Raw genomic sequence first — 19,390 nt, forward strand, 5'->3', positions numbered from 1 at the left:
CCGAGTTAATCGGAGAGGAAGGTGAGCAGGTCGTGGCGGGTGACCACGGCGGCGGGCTTGCCGTCTTCGACGACGAGCAGGGCATCCGCTTCACCGAGCGCGGCGCGCGCATCGCTTATCGACTCGTGCATACCGATGAGGCCGAGCGGAGCACCGATGAACTTCTCCACCGGATCGGTCATCTGGGCATCACCCGTGAAGACGTGGTCGAGCAGCGACCGCTCCTCGAGCGCACCGACGACCTCACCGATGACCACCGGCGGCTCTGCGCTGAGCACGGGCATCTGCGAGACGCCGTACTTGGTCATGATCTGGATCGCGTCGCGCACGGTGTCGGACGGGTGGGCGTGCACGAGGTCGGGCAGCGCACCCGTCTTGTGACTGATGACGTCGGCGACGGTGCGCTCCTCGGCGAGCTGCGTGAACCCGTAGGACTGCATCCACTTGTCACTGAAGACCTTGTTCAGGTAGCCGCGGCCGCCGTCCGGAAGCAGGACCACCACGACGGCATCCGCCGGCAGATCCTTCGCCGCCTTGAGGGCGGACGCGACGGCGAGCCCGCTCGAACCGCCGACGAGCAGGCCCTCCTCCCGGGCGAGCCTCCGCGTGAACTCGAAGGACTCGGCATCCGACGATGCGATGATCTCGTCGACCACCGTGGGGTCGTAGGCCTCGGGCCAGAAGTCTTCGCCGACGCCCTCAACGAGGTATGGCCTGCCACTGCCGCCCGAGTAGACGGAACCCTCCGGGTCTGCGCCGATGACGCGCACCGCACCATCCGACACCTCCTTGAGGTACTTGCCAACGCCGCTGATGGTGCCGCCGGTGCCGACTCCTGCGACAAAGTGCGTGACCTTGCCCTCGGTGTCTCGCCAGATCTCCGGCCCCGTCGTCTCATAGTGGCTGAGCGGCCCGTTGAGGTTGGAGTACTGGTTGGGCTTGAAGGCACCGGGGATGTCGCGGGCGAGCCGGTCGCTCACCGAGTAGTACGACTCCGGGCTCTCCGGCGCGACGGCGGTCGGTGTGACCACGACCTCGGCGCCGTAGGCGAGCAGCACGTTGCGCTTCTCCTCGCCCACCTTGTCTGGCAGAACGAACACGCAGCGGTAACCGCGCTGCTGGGCGACGAGCGCCAGCCCGATGCCGGTGTTGCCGCTCGTCGGCTCGACGATCGTGCCCCCGGGCATGAGCCTGCCCTCGCGCTCCGCCGCGTCGATGATGCGCGTGGCGATGCGATCCTTGGACGAGCCACCAGGGTTCAGGTACTCGACCTTGACGAGCACGGTGGCCGCGATCCCGTCGGTCACATGCTGAAGCTTGACCAGTGGCGTGTTGCCAATCAGGTCGAGGACAGTTTCTGCGTACTTCACCACGCCAATCTACCAATGGCCGCTGTGCGCGAGTCGTCTGTTACCCCTGCGGGCGGGCAACGGGAACGGTTCGCGCAGCGGTTTCGATACACTCGCTGCGCGAGCACTCAACCCACCTAACCGCGGGTGCTTCCCACGGGTGCTCAGCGGCGGGTGATCTGCTCCGCGTACAGCTTCGCGTAGGTTCCCTCCGCGGCGACGAGCTCCGCGTGGGTGCCGCGCTCAACGATCCTGCCGCCCGAGACGACGAAGATCACGTCCGCACCGACGATCGTGGACAACCGGTGCGCGATCGCGATGGTCGTGCGACCGGCGGATGCCGCATCCAGCGCGTCCTGCACGACGCGCTCCGAGACGGAGTCGAGCGCGCTCGTGGCCTCGTCGAGGATGAGCACCCTCGGGTCCTTGAGGATGACCCTGGCGATCGCGATGCGCTGCTTCTCCCCGCCGCTCAACCGGTAGCCGCGCTCCCCGACCACCGTGTCGTAACCCTCGGGGAACGACGCGATCGTGGCGTGGATGTTTGCGGCCCTGGCGGCCTCGATGAGTTGCGCGTCGCTCGCATCCGGCCTGGCGTAGCGCAGGTTCTCGGCGATCGTGGCGTGGAAGAGGTAGGTCTCCTGGCTGACGATGCCGATGTTCGAGACGAGCGAGTCCTGTCGGAGTTCGCGCACGTCGTCACCGGCGAACAGGATGCGGCCGCTCGACGCCTCGTGAAACCGCGGGATCAGGTAGGAGACGGTGGTCTTGCCGGCTCCCGAGGGTCCGACGAACGCGGCGAACTGGCCCGGCTCAATGGCGAAGGAGACCTCGTCGAGCGTGGGGCTGGCCTCCCGGCCGGCGTCGGGATAGGCGAAAGTCACGCGGTCGAACTCGACGCTGCCGAGCTTGGCCGGGTCGACCTCGCGAGCGTCGGGAGCATCCTTGATCGCCGGCCGCAGGTCGAGGTACTCGAAGATGCGGGCGAATAGCGCCTGCGAGGTCTGCAGGTCGAGGGCGACGCGCATGAGCCCGAGCAGTGGGAAGATGAGTCGCGCCTGCACCGTGGTGAACGCGACAATCGTTCCGGCCGTGACCGGAACGTCGCCGAGGATGAGCCACGCGGCGACGAGGTAGACCACCGCCGGGATGATGGCGAGAAAGATCTGCACGAGCGCGAAGAACCACTGGCCGCTCATCTGCTGGCGCACCTGGAGACGCACCTGGTTGTCGTTCTCGTTCGAGTAGCGGCCGACTTCGGCCTGCTGCTGGTTGAAGCTCTTGGCGAGCAGGATGCCGGAGACCGAGAGCGTCTCCTGAGTGATCGCGGTCATGTCGCTCAGCGACTCCTGCGTCTGGGTCGCGATGCGCGCGCGCACCTGCCCGACCCGACGCTGGGCGAGCGCCAGCACCGGCATGAGCACGACGGCGACGAGCGTCAGCTGCCACGACAGCAGCAGCATCGCCACGAAGGCGGCGATCACGGTGACCGTGTTGCCGAGCACGCTCGCCACCGTGTTGGTGAGCACGCTCGCCACGCCACCGACGTCGTTCTGCAGCCTGGACTGGATGACGCCGGTCTTGGTGCGCGTGAAGAACGCGAGTTCCATGAGCTGCAGGTGGCTGAACAGTCGGATGCGCAAAGCACCCATGACCTTGTTGCCCACGGTAGCGGTGAGCCAGGTCTGCCACACGCCGAGCGCGGCGGACGAGACGTAGATCAGGATCATGAGCGAGACGATGCCCACCAGCATCGGCACGTTCGGGCCGCCCCTGGGGAACAGGCCCAGGTCGAAGGCCTCCTTGGTCAGCAGCGGCGGCAGCACCGAGAGTCCCGCGCCCACGACAACGAGCACGGCGGTGACAACGAGCGAGGAACGGTGTGGAACGAAGAGGGCTCCGATGCGGCGAACGAGGCCGGGGATCTTCGGGGCGTCGGCGTTCGCTGCCCGCTGGGCACGCGCATCCGCCCCGCTCACGCGGACGCTCCTTGCACCACCACCGCGCATCCCGCTCACTCGTAAACCCTACGGTGCGCCGTGGCGCCGAGCGTGCGTGTTCGCGCGCAGCGTGCGACTAGCCCTTGGTGCTGCCTGCGAGGAGGCCCCGCACGAAGAAGCGCTGCAGGGCAAAGAACACGATGAGCGGCACGAGGATGGAGATGAACGCACCGGCCGTCAGCAGGTTCCAGTCCTGACCGCGGCTTCCCGTGATCTCGGCCAGCAGCTTCGTCATCGGGGCGGCCTCGCCGCTCGCGAAGATGAGCGCGACGAGCAGGTCGTTCCAGACCCAGAGGAACTGGAAGATGGCGAAGGATGCGATGGCCGGCATGGTGAGCGGCAGCACGATCCTGAAGAAGATCTGCCCGTGCCCGGCGCCGTCCACCTTCGCTGCCTCGATGACCTCGCCCGGGATCTCGGAGATGAAGTTGTGCAGCAGGAAGATCGCGAGCGGCAGCGCGAAGATCGTGTGCGCGATCCACACCTGGGCGTAGGAACCGTCGGTGGAACCGAGGCTCGAGAACACGTTGACGTTGCCGATTCGAAGACCGCGCGAGAAGAGGCTCAGCAGCGGAACGAGCGCCATCTGCAGCGGCACGATCTGCAGCGCGAAGACGCCGATGAAGATCCAGTTCTTGCCCTTGAAGTCGATCCAGGCGAAGGCGTAGGCGGCGAGCGCCGCGATCACGAGCGGGAACGCCGTTGCGGGAACCGTGATCGCGAGCGAGTTGATGAACGAGCCGGCGAGGTCGAGCTGGCTGTTGCCCGACTTCAGCACGTCTGTGTAGTTCTGGAACGTGAAGCCCCAGTTCTGGAAGATCGTCCACCAGCCCGTCGTCTGCACGAGCACACCGGGACGCACGGAGGAGATGAACAGGCCGAAGGTGGGGATCGTCCACAGCACCGCGATGATGAGCGCAGCGGCCGTCGCGCCGCGGCTGGTGAGCCGCTTCTTAGTCTTGCGCACGATCGAACCTTCGATGCGCCGTTCGCCCTCCGCGAGCCGATCCCTGGTGGTGCGATCGAGCGGCAGTTCTGCCGGGATTGTCGACGTCATCGGATCTCCCTCTGCTTCTTGATCTGTCTGGCGTTGTACACGATGATCGGCAGTACCAGCAGGAAGAGCACCACGGCGAACGCGGCCGAGCGGCCCGTCTCGAAGGTCTTGAACTGGGTGTACATCTCGTTCGCTATGACGCTCGTGTCGTTCGCGCCGGCGGTGAGGGTTCGCACGATGTCGAAGACCTTGAGCGAGGCTATCGAGATCGTGGTGAGCACCACGATGAGCGAGGGCCGGATGCCGGGCAGCGTCACGTTCGCGAAGCGCTGCCACCCGTTCGTACCGTCGAGCTCTGCCGCCTCCAGCTGCTCCGTCGGCACGCCCTTGATGGCCGCCGACAGGATGACCATGGCGAATCCGGTCTCGATCCAGATCAGGATGACGATGAGGAACAGCGTGTTCCAGGGCGAGTTCTGCAGGAACTGCACGGGCTGCCCACCCAGCCACACGATGATCTGGTTGAGCACACCGATCTGGTTCTGGTCCTGCGGGCGAGCCGCATAGACGAACTTCCAGATGATGCTCGCACCGACGAAGGAAATGGCCATGGGCATGAAGACGAGGGCCTTGAAGACCTTCTCTCCGCGCGACTTGTCGATGAAGACCGCGTAGGCGAGCCCGATCGCCGTGGAGACGATCGGGGCGATGAGCACCCAGACGATCGTGTTCAGCACCGTGCGGATGGCGGACTCCTGCGTGAAGATCCACACGAAGTTGTCGAAGCCGATGAACCGCCCGCGCCCGCTGTAGAACGAGTCGATCGTGGTCTTGATGGTGGGGTAGATGAGGCCGATGGCGAGCAGGATGATCGCCGGGCCGAGGAAGCCGAGCAGCTGGAACAGGTAGCCCGCGCCCTCCCTCGAGCGGTAGTCGATGATGAAGAGCACGCCACCGAGAACCGCGGCGACGGCCGCGGCCCACGCCACGGAGCCCAGCAGAAGGAAGGCGATCGCGGGCGCGAGGACGCACACGGCGAGACGGATGATCGTGTAGCGCCTGCCCGTGCGGGGAGCGATCTCGACGAAGAAGAGCACCAGCGCGATGACGATGAGGAACGCCAGAATCACGAGCGGAATCTGGGCGAGCGCTGGCAGGCCCGCTATCCAGGTCAGGAAGTCTGACATTGAAACCCTTTCGAGTGCAGCGGTGGACTCAACGGTTCAGGCGACGGAGCGCTGAGCACACCGTAGCAAGGGATGAGCGGGGCCGACAGGCCGGAACCTGTCAGCCCCGCTCGATGACTTCTGCTTCTAGTCGGTCGGCCAGGCGGCGTCGATCGACTTCAACACCTCGTCTGAGGAGGAGCCGTTGATCCAGTCGACCATGCCCTTGAAGAACGCGGCAGAACCGACGGCGCCTGGCATCAGGTCAGACGCGTCGAACCGGAAGGTGGTCTTCGGGTCCTGAAGTGTCTTGATGGCCTGCTGCAGGATGGGGCTCGACGCGCTTGCCGGGTCGAGACCGCTGTTGGCGCTGATGACACCGCCGAGCTTCACGCGGCTGTTCGCCCACTCCGGGCTCGACAGGTACTTCTGCACCTTGATGGTGTCTGCGTCGTTGGAGAATGCTCCGACGATCTCGCCACCACCGGTGACCGCCGGGCCGGCCGAGGCGTCGATCGGAGGCGTCATGAACGCCCAGATGTCAGCATCCGGTCCAACCTTGCCGCCGCCGTTCTTCGGGTCGGAGATGAACCCGTCGAAGAATGACGCCTGGTGAGTCATGAGGCACTTGCCGTTGTTGAGGGTGGTTGCAACGTCACCGAAGGCGGTGGTGTTGATCGACTTCACGTCGCCCCAGCCCGCGTTGACGTAGGCCGGGTTCTTCAGGATGTCGCCGACGGAGTCGAGCGCCTTCTTGACGGCCGGGTCGGTGAACTTCACCTTGTGGCTGACCCACTCGTCGTAGGTCTTTGCGCCGGACTGGCGAAGCAGCAGGTCTTCGACCCAGTCGGTGCCCGGCCAGCCGCTCGCGGCATCCGAACCGAACCCTGCGCACCAGGGTGCGGATCCGGTCTTCTGCTGGATGGTCTTGGTCAGGTCGAGGAGTCCCTGCCAGGTCGTGGGAACCTGCCATCCGTTCTCCTTGAAGGTCTTCGGGGAGTACCAGATGAAACCCTTGACGCTCGCCATGAGCGGGGCGCCGTAGATCGTGCCGTCGGTGGTCGCGTATCCGGCCCAGTCCTTGGACCAGTACTTCTTGAGGTTGGCCTTGACCGAGTCCGGAGCAGGCTGCACGTAGCCGCGGCTGGCGAGGTCGCCGAGGAGACCGGGCTGCGGGAAGATGGCCAGGTCGGGAGCGTTGCCGCCCTGCGCCCGAACGCCGATCTGCGCCTCGAACTCCTTGCTGGACTCGTACTTGATCTTGATCTTGTTCTTCTTCTCCCAGTCAGCCCAGGACTTCTGTAGAAGCTCGGCCTCGGTGTCTGCGATGGTGCCATAGATCGTGACGACGCCATCGGCCTTGCCGTGATCGCCCGGACCCTTGTCTGAACTGCCGCTGCCGCTGTCTGCGGAACATCCGGCCAGCGCCATGCTCGCGACTGCCGCGAATGCGACTCCCGCGATGAGGCGGCGGTGCAAGGTTCGACTCATTGATTTCCTCCTCGTTGAGGTCATCCCGCAAATCTTGGGTGGTGAGCGCGGGGCTGACTCGGTGCAAGTGGTCCGGTGCCCGCTGATGCGAGGGTAGGGAACCGGTTCCATTCGACAAGCTACGGCATGGCCGGACGGTTATGCAAGCGCTTAGCATGCCGCGAAATCTAACGTTCGGATCACGTTCGCAAGAGTCTCCACCTGACATCACATCCGGTCGGATGCCCAGCGAGAGGGCCATTTCTGGAACCGGTTCCATGCCACGCGAGTTTGTGGTTAGGCTGGCCGGGCACGGGTCATAGTCGACGGGGGTGAGGATGTGAGCGCGATTGCTGACGTCGCTCGCCTCGCCGGTGTCTCGAAATCGACGGCATCCCGCGCGCTCAGCGGGCACGGTTACGTCTCGCAGGAGACGCGCGCCCGCGTCGAGGCAGCGGCCGCCGAGATCGGCTACGTCGTGTCGTCGAACGCCTCGAGCCTGGTCACCGGCCGAACGCGCAACGTTGGTGTGGTCATCCCGTTCATCAGTCGCTGGTTCTTCTCGCAGGTGCTCGAGGGTATCGAGTCCTCGCTCATCGCGGCCGGTTACGATCTCACGCTCTACCGGCTGAGCGAAGACGAGACGCAGCGTCGGCGCGTCTTCGACTACTTTCTTGTGCGCAAGAGGGTGGATGCGGTCATCGCCGTCGGCATCGAATTGAGCCAGCACGAGGTGGCAATGCTGCGAGCGCTCGGCAAGCCGATCGTGGGCATCGGTGGCACGGTCAACGGCATCTCCTCGGTGAGCATCGACGACGTCGAGACGGCAAGAAGAGCCACCGAGCACCTCCTGAGCCTCGGTCACACGCGCATCGTGCACCTCGGCGGTGATCCCGAGGAGCAGATGGACTTTCGCGTGCATTCCCAGAGACTCGCGGGAGTGACCCAGGCGATGACCGCGGCCGGGCTTGCCGAAAACGTGCGATTCCAACCGGCGGTGTTCAGCATCCCGGGAGGCTACAACGCGGCGCTCTCGCTGCTCGCCGACCCGCGCTCCAGGCCCACCGCGATCGTGGCCGGATGCGACGAGATCGCGATCGGCGTCATCGTGGCCGCCCGGCAGCTCGGCATCCAGATCCCGGCGGAACTCTCGGTGATCGGCATCGACGGACACGACCTCGCAACCATGTTCGCACTGACCACCCTCGAGCAGTTCCCCTCGCGGCAGGGAACTCGGGCCGTGGAGCTTGTGATGGACCAAATGGCGGATGACGGTGCCGGCGATGAACAGGCGATCACCATGCCCGTGAACCTCAAGGTGCGACGCAGCACCACCGCGCCGCCGCGCGCATCCACGCCTCGAGACTGAGCAGCAGGTAACCGAAGCGCCCCGGACATGACTGTGGGCGCCCCTTCCAATGAGGGGCGCCCACATCTGCGCTGTTGTGTGGTGTCGCGCCAGGGACCGCGCGGCACCGTGCCTTACGACACTGTGTTGTTGTGGAGCTTCGCCGAAGAACCTCACTTCGACGCGGGGGTGAACCACATCCTTGCTTCAACGCTTGGAGCCGGGGGCTAGCCAGAGGGTAAGACTGTCTAGAACTCGCGCTTCGCTCGGAAAAAGCCCACAAATGACTGCTTCAACTACCATCGTTTTTTGCGTCAGCTGCGTCCCCATTATGGCGGACACGACAAGCCTTATGCAAGTACTCTTCGTTTTCTCTCTGGCGCGTTAATGAGGCCGGTAAACACGCCGCAGCTGCGGCTTAAAAGCACGAAGGCGCCACCCCTGACGGGATGGCGCCTCGCAGTTGACTACTTGAGGGTGACGGTGGCGCCGGCAGCCTCGAGCTGAGCCTTCGCTTTCTCGGCGGTCTCCTTGTTGACGCCCTCGAGCACGTTGCCCGGTGCGCCATCGACGACGGCCTTCGCCTCGCCCAGGCCGAGGTTCGTCAGTGCGCGAACCTCCTTGATGACCTGGATCTTCTTGTCGCCAGCGGCGTCGAGGACGACGTCGAACGAGTCCTTCTCCTCGACCTCTTCGGCGGGAGCAGCAGCAGCGCCACCGGCCGCAGCAACGGCGACGGGAGCAGCAGCGGTGACCTCGAAGACCTCTTCGAACTTCTTGACGAACTCGCTGAGCTCAATGAGCGTGAGCTCCTTGAATGCCTCGATGAGGTCGTCGCTTGACAGCTTTGCCATGGTTTTTCTCCTTGTATGTGGTGGTGATAGCCGCGTGGCCTGGTCCGCGAGCGGACCGTGGTTCGCGAAGTCTTACTGGTGGTCCTGCTTCTCGCGCAGCGCGTCGACCGTGCGAACGGCCTTCGACAGCGGAGCGTTGAACAGGTAAGCCGCACCGAACAGCGAGGCCTTGGCTGCGCCGGCGAACTTCGCCAGCAGCACTTCCCGGGACTCAAGATCGGCGAGCTTGGTGACCTCTGCAGCGGTGAGGGCGTTACCGTCGAAGTAACCGCCCTTGATCACGAGCAGAGGGTTTGCCTTGGCGAAGTCGCGCAGTCCCTTCGCGACGGAGACGGGGTCTCCGTGTACGAACGCGATAGCGGATGGGCCGACCAGCTCGTCGTCAAACGAGCTGATGCCGGCCGCGTTTGCCGCGATCTTGGTCAGCGTGTTCTTCACCACGGCGTAAGTTGCGTTCTCACTGATGCTCTTTCGCAGCGTCTTCAGCTGCGCAACGGTGAGGCCGCGGTACTCGGTGAGCAATACAGCGGTCGAGTTACGGAACAGATCCGTAAGCTCGGCAACCGAAGCTTCCTTGTTCGCCATGTGGCTCCTCAATTTCGTTAGTACAGCGCCCGACTGGGCGCCGGCTTGGACCGGCATGCTCACGAAAAAAGCTCCGGCGCAAGCGCACGGAGCTGGAGTCTTGTTGAAGACATCTACTTCACACACCTGCGCTGGTTCTCACTCCATGAGCGAGCTTTGGATCGCCGGTGCATTTCTGCACACGCCGATAACCTGCGGTCTTTGGCTCCGTTCAGAGTACGGGATGGCTGGGCGCCGTGCAAGTTGGGCCGAAGCCAGCATCCGAGGCACCGTGGCCGGTCGCAGAGGAACCCCCGCGGCGGCGTGTGCGACGTCGTCCGGGGTCTCCGGCTGCTGCTGCAGGTTCATGCAGGGAGGACGATGACCTTTCCGGTGACGCGACCCTCGCCGGCCTCGAGATGGAGGGCAGGCAGCTCGCCGAGCGGGATCCGGCGCGTTACCTCGACCGTGAGCTTGCCGCCGTCGACGAGCGACACCAGTTCGGCGAGCCGGTCGCGGTTCGGAAGGACGAACACGGTGGATGCGCGTACGCCACGGCTGTCGTCACCCGGCGTCTCCATGAAAGCGGTAGTGCTCACGACGATGCCGTCGTCGAGCACGAGTGCGACGAACGCTGCGAATTGCTCCGGGTCGATCGGGGCCAGGTTGAGCAGCACGTCGACTCGCCCATCGACGGCGCTGAGAACATCGGCCTGGGTGTGGTTGATGATCTCGTCGGCGCCTGCCGCTCGCACTGCGCCGATGCTCCGTGGGCTCGCGGTGGCAATCACGTGCGCGCCCGCCCGCTTGGCGAGCTGGATCGCGTACTTGCCCACGACGCCACCTGCACCAACGATGAGCACGCGCTGACCTGCCTTGAGCTGGCCGTGATCGAACAGCGCCTGCCAGGCCGTCAACGCCACCGACGGCAACGCGGCTGCGTCAGCCAGCGGAATGCTCGACGGAGCCGGCACAACCGCATCCGCGGGCGCGAGGACATACTCCGCCGCGCCTCCGTCCCGCTCCATGGGCAGGAACCCGATCACCGCGTCACCGATCGCGAAAGCGTCAACACCGTCGCCAACGGCGTCGACCGTTCCGGAGACGTCGTAGCCGGGCACATGGGGCAGCATGACCGGGATGGGCAGGAACCCGGCTCGCATTCCGGCGTCTGCCGCGTTGAACGCCGACGCCGCGACTCGCAGGCGCACCTGCCCGGCGGCCGGCTCCGGCCGTTCCACGTCCTCGTACCGGAGAACTTCGGGCCCACCAACCTCGTAAAACCGCACTGCCTTCATGACTTTCCCTTTCGTCAAATGCTTCAAGTTCGAAGCAATTAATCAGACAGTAGCACTGCTTCGAAATCGAAGCAAGTGCTAGTGTTTGCACTATGACCGAAGAGCCCGCGTCCCTGACTCCGTACCAGCTCAGGGCGTATTTCGCCCTCACGGAGGTCAGCAGCCTGCTGCACCACTCGGTCGAGAAGCAGCTCCGTGACGCGGGCGGACTCAGCTATGTCCAGTTCCAGTTGCTCGCACGTCTGGGCGACGCTCCCGACGGCCAGCTGCGCATGACGGACCTCGCCGACGGCGTTGTCTATAGCCGCAGCGGGCTGACGTACCAGGCTCAGCTGCTCGAACAACGCGAGCTCGTCACCCGCTCGCCCTCGCCCGAAGACGAGCGCAGCACCATCGTCACGCTCACAGACGCCGGCCGCGCCGTGCTTGCAGCCGTATTCCCCGGCCACATCGAGGCCCTTCAGGCACTGCTGTTCGCCGCCCTCTCGAACGAAGACATTGACGACCTCGCCCGCATCCTGGGCACGGCAGCCGACCATCTCCGCGCGAACCCGCCACGCTCGGCCAGGCCCCGCCGTGGAAAGAGCTCGTAAGAGCCGCTCCCGTCATCCGGCCCTCGATTCATCGACGCGGAGCGTGCATCACTGACCCAGCCCTGACGAGTGGGCGGTTAGCCGACGGGAGGTTTCTCGGCCGTTCGTGTTGCCGCTGGACGTTTCGCGGTCGCAGACGTCGCCGCAGTGGTCTTCGTCGGTTTCGCGGGCTCTAGCGGCGGCACCAATCGCGGCGCGGGCAGAGGAGCTGCAGCCCCTGCGGAGAGTCGGGTCGGCCCCTGGGCAGCAGTGCGCGCCTCCGACTCGGCGATGGCGTCCACGAGACCGGCCTCGGCGCTCACCGCAGCACGGGCGCGGACCCTGGCGCGCGCCTCCGTGCGGGAGGCCTCGCGAACGAAGGCCCTGTCGCCCTCCTGCCGGGGATTCCTGCGGGTCGTCGGCACGGCATCCGCGGTGCTGGTGCCCTTGCCCCCTCGGCCGGGCAACAGGATGAAGACGGCCAGCAGCACCACGACCGCGCCGAGCGTGATGCTCGAGAGGAGAAGGCCGGGGTTGGTCGCCTGCTGCGGAGTCTGCGCCGGCGTCGCCTTCGCGAGCAGGATCTTCTGGTATTCGGCGGGCGTGAGCGGTGCCCTCGCACCGGAGCTGCCGACAACGAGCGGCGTGAGAGTCGTGCCGTCGGTGGCGAACCAGGCGTGCTGCACGGTGTCGTCGATCAGCCGCGTGTCTTTCGGCGCCCTGGCGAGCGCGTCGACGAGGGCGCGACCGCGGGAGAAGTCGGCCAGTTCGACCTTGTTGTTGCCGGGGTTGATCCACACGGCGGCGAGGCCGAGAATGGTGCCCTGATTCGCGGTGACCGGTGCGATCCAGGTGTTGGTGAGCTGGGTCGGCGCATCGGTCTTCTGTCCGGAGAGAAACTCGGGCGTCCAGGCGAGGAGCCGATCGATGGCGCCCACCTTCGTGGTCTCGTCGAAGGTCGAAGCCGGGTCTGTGCTGCCCGGCGAGCCGTAGAGGTCGGCCAGGCGGGGAACGAGGCCTGTGGCGAAGTAGCCCGCGACGTCTTCGGGAACCGCGGGTTCGTCACCCCGGGCCTGCGAGGTCGCGGCCACGATCGCGATCAGCGCGCCGAGAAATACCACGAGGAGTGCGAGGGGAAACCTCCGTGATCCACGCCCAAAGCGGGCATGGTCAGACATGGTCACGCCACGAGTGCTGTGGCTCGTAGCCCAGGATGCGGCGCGCCTTGTCGATGGACAGAAGGGTCTCGTGCTCGCCGAGTTCGCGCTTCACCTCGACGCCGGGGAACACCTCGGCGGCGAGCGACGCGCTCGAGCGGCTCATCACGGTGTCTGCTGCGGCGATGATGAAGCGGTCGAAGCCGGGACGGCGGGCCTCAAGCGCGCGGGCGATCGCCTGTGCGCCATCCCGCGCATCGATGTAGCCCCACGCGTTCCAGCTGCGGAGGCGCGGGTCGGCGTCGAACGACGGGAACTCGGCGTAGTCCTCCGGCGCCATCACGTTGGAGAATCGCAGCGCGGTGATGCTGAGTTCGGAATCCCAGCGCACGAGCTTGGTGGCGAGTTCCTCCTCGAGGTGCTTCGTGAGCGAGTAGACACTCTCGGGCCGCGTCGGATACTCCTCATCGACCGGGAAGTACGGCGGCGGAGTCGTGTCAAAGGGCAGCCCGAGCACGGTCTCGCTTGACGCGTAGACGATGGTCTTGATGCCAGCGCGGCGAGCGCCCTGGAACACGTTGAAGGTCGCAGCCATGTTGTTGTGGAAGGTCTGCGAATCGGCCATGAGCCCGGGCGCCGGGATGGCGGCAAGATGCACCACGGCATCCAGGCCGTCGTGCACGTCGTTGATGCCGAACAGCGCATCGACGGTCTGCCCATAGTCGGTGAAGTCGACGCGCGTGAAGCCCGGCTCTCGCGGGCCGACGACGTCGAGGGATGTGACGTTATGGCCGGAGTCACGGAGGTACCGGACGACCGCGCCGCCCAGCTTTCCGTTCCCGCCCGTTACCGCAATGTTCATTCGGGTCCTTTGCAGTGTCGCTTCTACCAGTTTCGCACGCGGCGGATGCTCGCGGGAGTAGGCGGGAGTGTTCCCTTCGACGGGCTCAGGGAACCGCGGGAACGAGCGGGAGCTCGACTCGGAAGACCGTGCGACCCGGCTCACTCTCGACCGACACCGTTCCACCGTGGCCCGCAACGACGGCACGCACGATCGCGAGTCCGAGGCCGGTGCTGCCCGCGGCACGCGAGCGAGAGCCGTCGCCGCGAGCGAAGCGCTCGAACAGCGTGGCCTGAAGGGATTCCGGGATGCCGGGGCCGTGATCCGTCACCGTCACGACCGCGCGAGCGGCCGCCCCGTCGGTGCCGTCGCTCGACTCGATCGCGAGCGCCACCCGCACCTTCGTCTCGGGCGGGGTGTGCACGCGGGCGTTCGCCAGCAGATTCGCCACCACCTGGTGCAGCCGAGGCGCATCGCCCTGCACGAGCACGGGCTCGTCTGGAAGGTCGAGCGACCACTCGTGATCAGGGCCGGCGGCGTGCGCGTCGCTTACGGCGTCGATGAGCACGCGCGACAGGTCCACCTCGGCGCGATCGAGGTCGCGCCCCTCATCGAGCCGGGCGAGCAGCAGAAGGTCTTCCACCAGCGAGGTCATCCTGGTGGCCTCCGACTCCACCCTGCCCATGGCGTGCACGACGTCCTCGGGCAACTCGTGTCCGGCGCGGCGGGTGAGCTCGGAGTAGCCGCGGATCGAGGCCAGGGGCGTTCTGAGCTCGTGACTGGCATCCGCCACGAACTGGCGCACCTTCTGCTCGCTCGCCTGCCTGGCGATCAGAGCGGATGCCACGTGGCCGAGCATGCGATTGATCGCGGCCCCGACCTGGCCGACCTCCGTTCGCGCATCGGCGTCGCTCGGGGGTACCCGCACGGCGAGCGCCACCTCGCCGCGGTCGAGCGGCAGCTCCGAGACGCGCGTGGCGGTGTCGACGACCCGCTGGAGGGGACGCAGCGCGAGTCGCACGATGACCGTGGCGAGGAAGGCCGCGACGGCGAGTCCGAGGAGGGTGACGATGCCGATCACGACGCTGACGCGCGCGAGAATGCCCTTCACGTCGGCGAGCGGCAGGCCGGTGACGAGTCTGTCGCCGTTGGAGAAGGTCCTGGCGACCACCCGATAGTCGCCGAGCGTCTCCCCGAGCTCGACGGTGGTCGGCGCGCCGTTCGCGGGCGCCACCGAGAGCGCCCGCGTCTGGGCTCCGCTCAACTGGTGCTGCTGCCCCGTCTCCTCGTCCTTCTCGACGCCGATCGACGCCCGGCCGGAAATCAGGGCCACGACCGTGCCCGGTGCCTGCCGATTGAGCACCTGGATGAAGAGCTGCGCCGAGGGCTCCTCGAGCTCCATCGGTTCGAAGCCTCCCTCGGAGCGACCCGTCGCCGCCGTGAGTTGCTCGTCGAGGCGACCCATCAAAAAGCCCTGCAGCGCCAAAACGCTAACGGTTCCGATCACGATCGAGACGACCGCGAGAAGCCCGACGAGAGCGAAGACCAGGCGCCTGCGCAGAGACCAGCGCCTGCGCGGGGCGACCCGCGTCATCCGGCTGCCTTAATCAGGTAGCCCACGCCACGCACCGTGTGGATCATCGGCGCCGCTCCCGCGTCGACCTTCTTGCGCAGGTAGGAGATGTAGATCTCGACGATGCTCGAGCGGCCGCCGAAGTCGTAGCTCCACACCCGATCGAGGATCTGCGACTTGCTCATCACCTTGCGCGGATTGCGCATGAGAAAGCGCAGCAGCTCGAATTCGGTGGCGGTCAGCTCGATCTGACGATCGCCCCGACGCACCTCGTAGCTCTCCTCGTCGAGCGTCAGCTCGCCCACGCGCAGGATCGGGTCGACGGCGTCGGTGATCACGAGGGTCGAGCGACGGATGAGTCCGCGCAGGCGCGCCACGAGCTCCTCGAGGCTGAAGGGCTTGGTGACGTAGTCGTCTCCGCCAGCGGTGAGCCCCGCGATGCGATCGTCGAGCGCGTCCTTGGCGGTCAGGAAGAGCACGGGGATGTCGCGACCGTCCGCCCGCATGCGCCTCAGCACCTGCAGGCCGTCGTTATCGGGCAGCATGACGTCGAGGACGACAACATCCGGCTTGAACTCTCGGATGGTCGAGAGCGCGCTCTGCCCGTCGGCGGCCGTGCGCACGTCCCAGCCCTCGTACCGCAGCGCCATGCCCACGAGATCGCTGAGCGAGGCCTCGTCGTCGACGACGACCACCCGAACGGGCGAGCCGTCCGCGCGCAGGAGCTTGGCGGTGGATGCGCGGGCAGAGTCAGTGGTCACAGGAGTATTCAGCACTCCGCCGCTTGGAGTTTGCTATGAGCCCTCTCTGCTGTCACTGCGAGTCGGATTCCGCGGCCCGCGACACTTTTGACTCTTGCAGTCCGTTCTTACGTTTCCCATAGCTTGCTTCGCGAACGTGTGGCCATGAAGCCAAGCAAGCGAATGATCGTGAACAGCGCACTGGGCGTCGTCGTTGTCGGCGCGCTGGTCGGAGCGTATTTCGTCATCAACCCTCCGACCGCCTCCGGCGCAGGTTCCGCGACCCAGCTCACCAGCACCGTGCAGCAGGGAACGGTGAGCAACACGATCACGGCGAGCGGGGCAGTCTCCGCGGCACACGAGGTCAGCGCATCCTTCGGCGTATCGGGCACGATCGCCACCGTCGCGGTCGCCGTCGGCCAGACCGTCGCGGCCGGTGACGTTCTCGGTACTCTCGACTCGACAGCCCTCCAGCGCACCGTGAACGAGGACCAGACCCAGTTGAACAACGCCATAGCGAGCCTCTCCGACGCGAAGTCCGATCTTGCGGCCGCCACGACCGCGAACACCGAGAACTCCGCTGGCCAGACCGGAGGCAGCCAGACCACCGCAGCCTCGACGAGCAACGCGAAGGCACAGGTGCGCAGCGCGCAATCACAGGTGAACACTGCCTCAGACGCTCTCGCCCAGGCGAAAGCGAATCTCGCGAGCGCGACCCTCACGGCGCCCATCGCCGGGCTCGTCGTAGCGGTGAACGGCGAAGTGGGTGGCAGCGCGTCGGGGAATTCCACATCGTCGTCGTCCGCCTCTTCCACGGGCTCCAGTTCTTCGAGCTCCGGAGCTTCGACGGGCTCGACGAGCGGCACCGGTTCAACGTCTGGCTTCGCCACGATCGCGGATGTCTCGGGCATGACCGTGACAGCGGCGATCCCCGAGGCCGATATCGCTTCTGTCGCCGTCGGCCAGTCGGCGAAGATCACCTTCCCCGCGCTGACGGATGTCACCGCCGAGGCGAAGGTCACGACCATCGCTCCGACCGCCACGAGTAGCAACTCGGTCGTGACCTATGCGACCACCGTCACCCTCGACAGCATCCCCAAGGGCCTGCGACTCGGCCAGACCGCAACCGTCGCCATCACGACGAAGACGTCGGCTGCCGACGCGCTTTACGTTCCGACGGCCGCGATCACGACCGCGAGCGGCGTCTCGACGGTCAAGGTCGTCGACGCGACCGATAAGACCAAGACGACCACCGTCACCGTGAAGCTCGGAGTCGTGGGCAGCACGGGCACCGAAATCACGTCCGGCCTGAAGCTTGGCCAGACGGTGGTGCTCGGCACGGTCGCGGCGAGCACGAGCGACACGGGCAGCACGACGCGCACGGGCACGGGCACGGGCACGGGAACACGGAGCGGCCTGGGCGGCACGGGCGGCTTCACCGGCGGCAACGCGGGCTTCGGCGGCACCGGCGGCGGCAACCGATGACCGTGACGCTCGCACCGCAGCGCGACATCGTGCTGCAGCTGCGTGACATCCACGAGGTCTACGGCAGCGGCGACGCCGTTGTTCATGCGCTGCGCGGCATCGACCTCGAGATCGCTCAGGGAGACTACGTCGCCATCATGGGACCCTCCGGCTCTGGAAAATCCACCCTGATGAACCTCCTCGGATGCCTCGACATCGCCTCGCACGGCAGCTACACGCTCGCGGGTGATGACGTCAGCACGCTCGACGAGAACGCACTCGCGCGCATCCGCAATCGGCAGCTCGGGTTCATCTTCCAGTCGTTCAACCTTGTGCCGCGGATGTCGGCGCTCGCCAACGTCGAGCTGCCACTCGTCTATGGCAGAGTCGGGCGAGCCGAGCGCCGGCGACGCGCGCTCGAGGCACTCGACACCGTTGGACTCGCCGACCGGGCCGACCATCAGCCCCAGCAGCTCTCGGGCGGCCAGCAGCAGCGCGTCGCGATCGCCAGGGCCCTCGTGACGGCCCCCACGCTCGTGCTCGCGGACGAACCGACGGGAAACCTCGACAGCGCCGCGACCGATGAAATCCTGCGGATGTTCGACCTGCTCGCCAGGGACGGCCGCACGATCGTGGTCATCACCCACGAGCAGCATGTAGCCGAGCAGGCGCACCGCGTGCTCACCATCAGCGATGGGCTCATCATCGGCGACCGCATCTCAGCATCGGTCCAGCACTGGCTGGGGAGGGGTGAGAGGGCACGATGAGCCTCGCCGAAATGCTCCTCTCCGCGCTGCGCGGCATCGCCTCAAACAAGCTGCGCTCGATCCTCACGCTGCTCGGCGTCATGATCGGCGTCGCATCCGTGATCCTGTTACTCGCCGTCGGCAACGGCTCCGCGCAGCAGGTGAACAACGCCATCTCGAATCTGGGCACGACCACGCTGACGGTGCGGTCATCCGGAGGGGGTTTCGGTGGCGGCGGCGCCTCCGCAGCGGCATCGGGCACATCGATCACTCGCTCGGTCGCCGAACAACTCGCCGCAGCGAAACTCGGTCACGTGCGCTCCGTCATCCCAGAGGTGACGACCAGCCTCACGGTCGCAGGCACAACGACCTCCGAGAGCTCGATCACAGTGCTCGGTACGACGCCCGACTACTTCTCGGTCGGAACGAATTCGGTCGCCTCGGGCGCCGCCTTCACGGATGCCGATGTCACGACCTCGGCGAAGGTCGCCGTGATCGGTCAGACGCTCGCGAGCGAGCTGTTCCCCGGAGCGTCGGCACTCGGGCAATCGATCTCGGTGGACGGCACGTCGTTCAGCATCATCGGCGTCCTCGCGCAGCAGTCGAGCGTGGGCTTCAACGACCCAAACTCCGTCGTGATCGCGCCCATCAGCCGGGTGCAGGACTCCTTCACGGGCTACGGCGCGGTGAGTTCGCTCACCGTCGAGGCGATCGACTCGGATGCGGTCACGGCCGCCGAGGGAGAGCTAACGATTATGCTCAACCAACTCCTCGGCGTGACGGACACGACGAACGAACCATTCACGGTGGTCAACCAGAGCTCACTGCTGGCCACGGCCGCCACGAGTGCGGCAAGTTTCACCATGCTCCTTGGCGCTGTCGCCGCGATCAGCCTGCTCGTAGGCGGCATCGGAGTCACGAACGTGATGCTCGTGACGGTGACCGAGCGCACCCGCGAGATCGGCATCCGCAAGGCGCTCGGCGCGACGCGCGGAGCCATCCTCGGGCAGTTCCTCGCGGAGGCCGCGAGTCTCACGCTGCTCGGTGGCATCCTCGGGGTGATCGTTGCCGTCATCGGCTCGCAATTCTCGATCAATGGCACGCAACCCGTGATTCTCGCGTTCTCGATTCCGCTCGCGCTCGGCGTGTCCGTCGCCATCGGCGTCTTCTTTGGCGTCTACCCGGCTGCGCGCGCGGCTCGGATGCGGCCCATCCAGGCGCTGCGATCCGTGTGATCTACCCCACCATCCA

Annotated in this window: 17 protein-coding genes; 5 read left to right on the plus strand and 12 right to left on the minus strand. The window is 66.2% G+C overall.

Annotated elements, in window-relative coordinates; genetic code table 11:
• Nucleotides 1–5 precede the first annotated feature (5 nt).
• From ABUA37_RS13155 to ABUA37_RS13175, 5 genes are all read right to left on the minus strand, one after another.
• Nucleotides 6–1,370 (minus strand): cystathionine beta-synthase, encoded by a 1,365-nt coding sequence (locus tag ABUA37_RS13155; protein WP_349899669.1) that lies wholly within the window; start codon nucleotides 1,368–1,370, stop codon nucleotides 6–8.
• 143 nt (nucleotides 1,371–1,513) lie between these two features.
• A complete protein-coding gene (locus tag ABUA37_RS13160) occupies nucleotides 1,514–3,358 on the minus strand; it encodes an ABC transporter ATP-binding protein (RefSeq protein WP_349899874.1) in 1,845 nt (614 codons plus the stop codon).
• Between the two features lie 67 nt (nucleotides 3,359–3,425).
• On the minus strand, nucleotides 3,426–4,406 hold the full coding sequence (locus ABUA37_RS13165; RefSeq protein ID WP_349899670.1) for a carbohydrate ABC transporter permease: 981 nt from the start codon (nucleotides 4,404–4,406) through the stop codon (nucleotides 3,426–3,428).
• Entirely contained in the window at nucleotides 4,403–5,533 is a 1,131-nt protein-coding gene (locus tag ABUA37_RS13170; protein WP_349899671.1) for a carbohydrate ABC transporter permease, read from the minus strand. The genes ABUA37_RS13165 and ABUA37_RS13170 overlap by 4 nt, the downstream gene beginning before the upstream one ends.
• A 126-nt stretch (nucleotides 5,534–5,659) precedes the next feature.
• The gene (locus tag ABUA37_RS13175) at nucleotides 5,660–7,003 is read right to left on the minus strand and encodes an ABC transporter substrate-binding protein (protein ID WP_349899672.1); all 1,344 of its coding nucleotides are present in this window, start codon (nucleotides 7,001–7,003) and stop codon (nucleotides 5,660–5,662) included.
• Nucleotides 7,004–7,322: 319 nt separating this feature from the next.
• On the opposite strand from ABUA37_RS13175, the gene ABUA37_RS13180 reads away from it, so the two are divergent.
• Nucleotides 7,323–8,351, plus strand: a complete 1,029-nt coding sequence (locus tag ABUA37_RS13180; RefSeq protein WP_349899673.1) for a LacI family DNA-binding transcriptional regulator — start codon at nucleotides 7,323–7,325, stop codon at nucleotides 8,349–8,351.
• Nucleotides 8,352–8,797: 446 nt separating this feature from the next.
• Here the strand turns inward: ABUA37_RS13180 and rplL are convergent, their stop codons facing one another.
• The 3 genes from rplL to ABUA37_RS13195 all read right to left on the minus strand — a co-directional run bounded on the left by rplL (nucleotide 8,798) and on the right by ABUA37_RS13195 (nucleotide 11,046).
• The gene (gene rplL, locus ABUA37_RS13185; protein WP_349899674.1) at nucleotides 8,798–9,184 is read right to left on the minus strand and encodes a 50S ribosomal protein L7/L12; all 387 of its coding nucleotides are present in this window, start codon (nucleotides 9,182–9,184) and stop codon (nucleotides 8,798–8,800) included.
• A gap of 72 nt (nucleotides 9,185–9,256) precedes the next feature.
• On the minus strand, nucleotides 9,257–9,769 hold the full coding sequence (gene rplJ / locus ABUA37_RS13190) for a 50S ribosomal protein L10 (protein ID WP_349899675.1): 513 nt from the start codon (nucleotides 9,767–9,769) through the stop codon (nucleotides 9,257–9,259).
• A 344-nt stretch (nucleotides 9,770–10,113) separates the two neighbouring features.
• Entirely contained in the window at nucleotides 10,114–11,046 is a 933-nt protein-coding gene (locus ABUA37_RS13195) for an NADP-dependent oxidoreductase (protein ID WP_349899676.1), read from the minus strand.
• Between the two features lie 92 nt (nucleotides 11,047–11,138).
• On the opposite strand from ABUA37_RS13195, the gene ABUA37_RS13200 reads away from it, so the two are divergent.
• Nucleotides 11,139–11,639, plus strand: coding sequence for a MarR family winged helix-turn-helix transcriptional regulator (locus ABUA37_RS13200; RefSeq protein ID WP_349899677.1), 501 nt, complete (start codon nucleotides 11,139–11,141; stop codon nucleotides 11,637–11,639).
• A 77-nt stretch (nucleotides 11,640–11,716) separates the two neighbouring features.
• Here the strand turns inward: ABUA37_RS13200 and ABUA37_RS13205 are convergent, their stop codons facing one another.
• The 4 genes from ABUA37_RS13205 to ABUA37_RS13220 all read right to left on the minus strand — a co-directional run bounded on the left by ABUA37_RS13205 (nucleotide 11,717) and on the right by ABUA37_RS13220 (nucleotide 15,950).
• Entirely contained in the window at nucleotides 11,717–12,796 is a 1,080-nt protein-coding gene (locus ABUA37_RS13205) for a hypothetical protein (RefSeq protein ID WP_349899678.1), read from the minus strand.
• Entirely contained in the window at nucleotides 12,789–13,637 is an 849-nt protein-coding gene (locus ABUA37_RS13210; RefSeq protein ID WP_349899679.1) for an NAD-dependent epimerase/dehydratase family protein, read from the minus strand. Before ABUA37_RS13210 ends, ABUA37_RS13205 begins: the two co-directional genes overlap by 8 nt.
• Nucleotides 13,638–13,722: 85 nt before the next feature.
• Entirely contained in the window at nucleotides 13,723–15,210 is a 1,488-nt protein-coding gene (locus ABUA37_RS13215) for a sensor histidine kinase (RefSeq protein ID WP_349899680.1), read from the minus strand.
• Nucleotides 15,207–15,950 carry a response regulator transcription factor gene (locus tag ABUA37_RS13220; RefSeq protein WP_349899681.1) on the minus strand — a complete coding sequence of 248 codons (744 nt, stop codon included), beginning with the start codon at nucleotides 15,948–15,950 and terminating at the stop codon, nucleotides 15,207–15,209. The genes ABUA37_RS13215 and ABUA37_RS13220 overlap by 4 nt, the downstream gene beginning before the upstream one ends.
• Nucleotides 15,951–16,094: 144 nt before the next feature.
• Here ABUA37_RS13220 and ABUA37_RS13225 point away from each other — a divergent pair, with 144 nt between their 5' ends.
• From ABUA37_RS13225 to ABUA37_RS13235, 3 genes are read left to right on the plus strand one after another with little or no spacing between them, the layout of a single operon-like run.
• Nucleotides 16,095–17,414: an efflux RND transporter periplasmic adaptor subunit gene (locus ABUA37_RS13225; RefSeq protein ID WP_349899683.1), complete on the plus strand. Its 1,320-nt coding sequence runs from the start codon at nucleotides 16,095–16,097 to the stop codon at nucleotides 17,412–17,414.
• The gene (locus ABUA37_RS13230) at nucleotides 17,411–18,160 is read left to right on the plus strand and encodes an ABC transporter ATP-binding protein (protein ID WP_349899684.1); all 750 of its coding nucleotides are present in this window, start codon (nucleotides 17,411–17,413) and stop codon (nucleotides 18,158–18,160) included. Before ABUA37_RS13225 ends, ABUA37_RS13230 begins: the two co-directional genes overlap by 4 nt.
• On the plus strand, nucleotides 18,157–19,374 hold the full coding sequence (locus tag ABUA37_RS13235) for an ABC transporter permease (RefSeq protein WP_349899685.1): 1,218 nt from the start codon (nucleotides 18,157–18,159) through the stop codon (nucleotides 19,372–19,374). Before ABUA37_RS13230 ends, ABUA37_RS13235 begins: the two co-directional genes overlap by 4 nt.
• Nucleotides 19,375–19,390 lie beyond the last annotated feature (16 nt).

Origin of the sequence: Parafrigoribacterium soli (genome assembly GCF_040227235.1) — a bacterium.
In the GTDB taxonomy this organism is placed as follows: Bacteria; Actinomycetota; Actinomycetes; order Actinomycetales; family Microbacteriaceae; genus Parafrigoribacterium_A; species Parafrigoribacterium_A soli.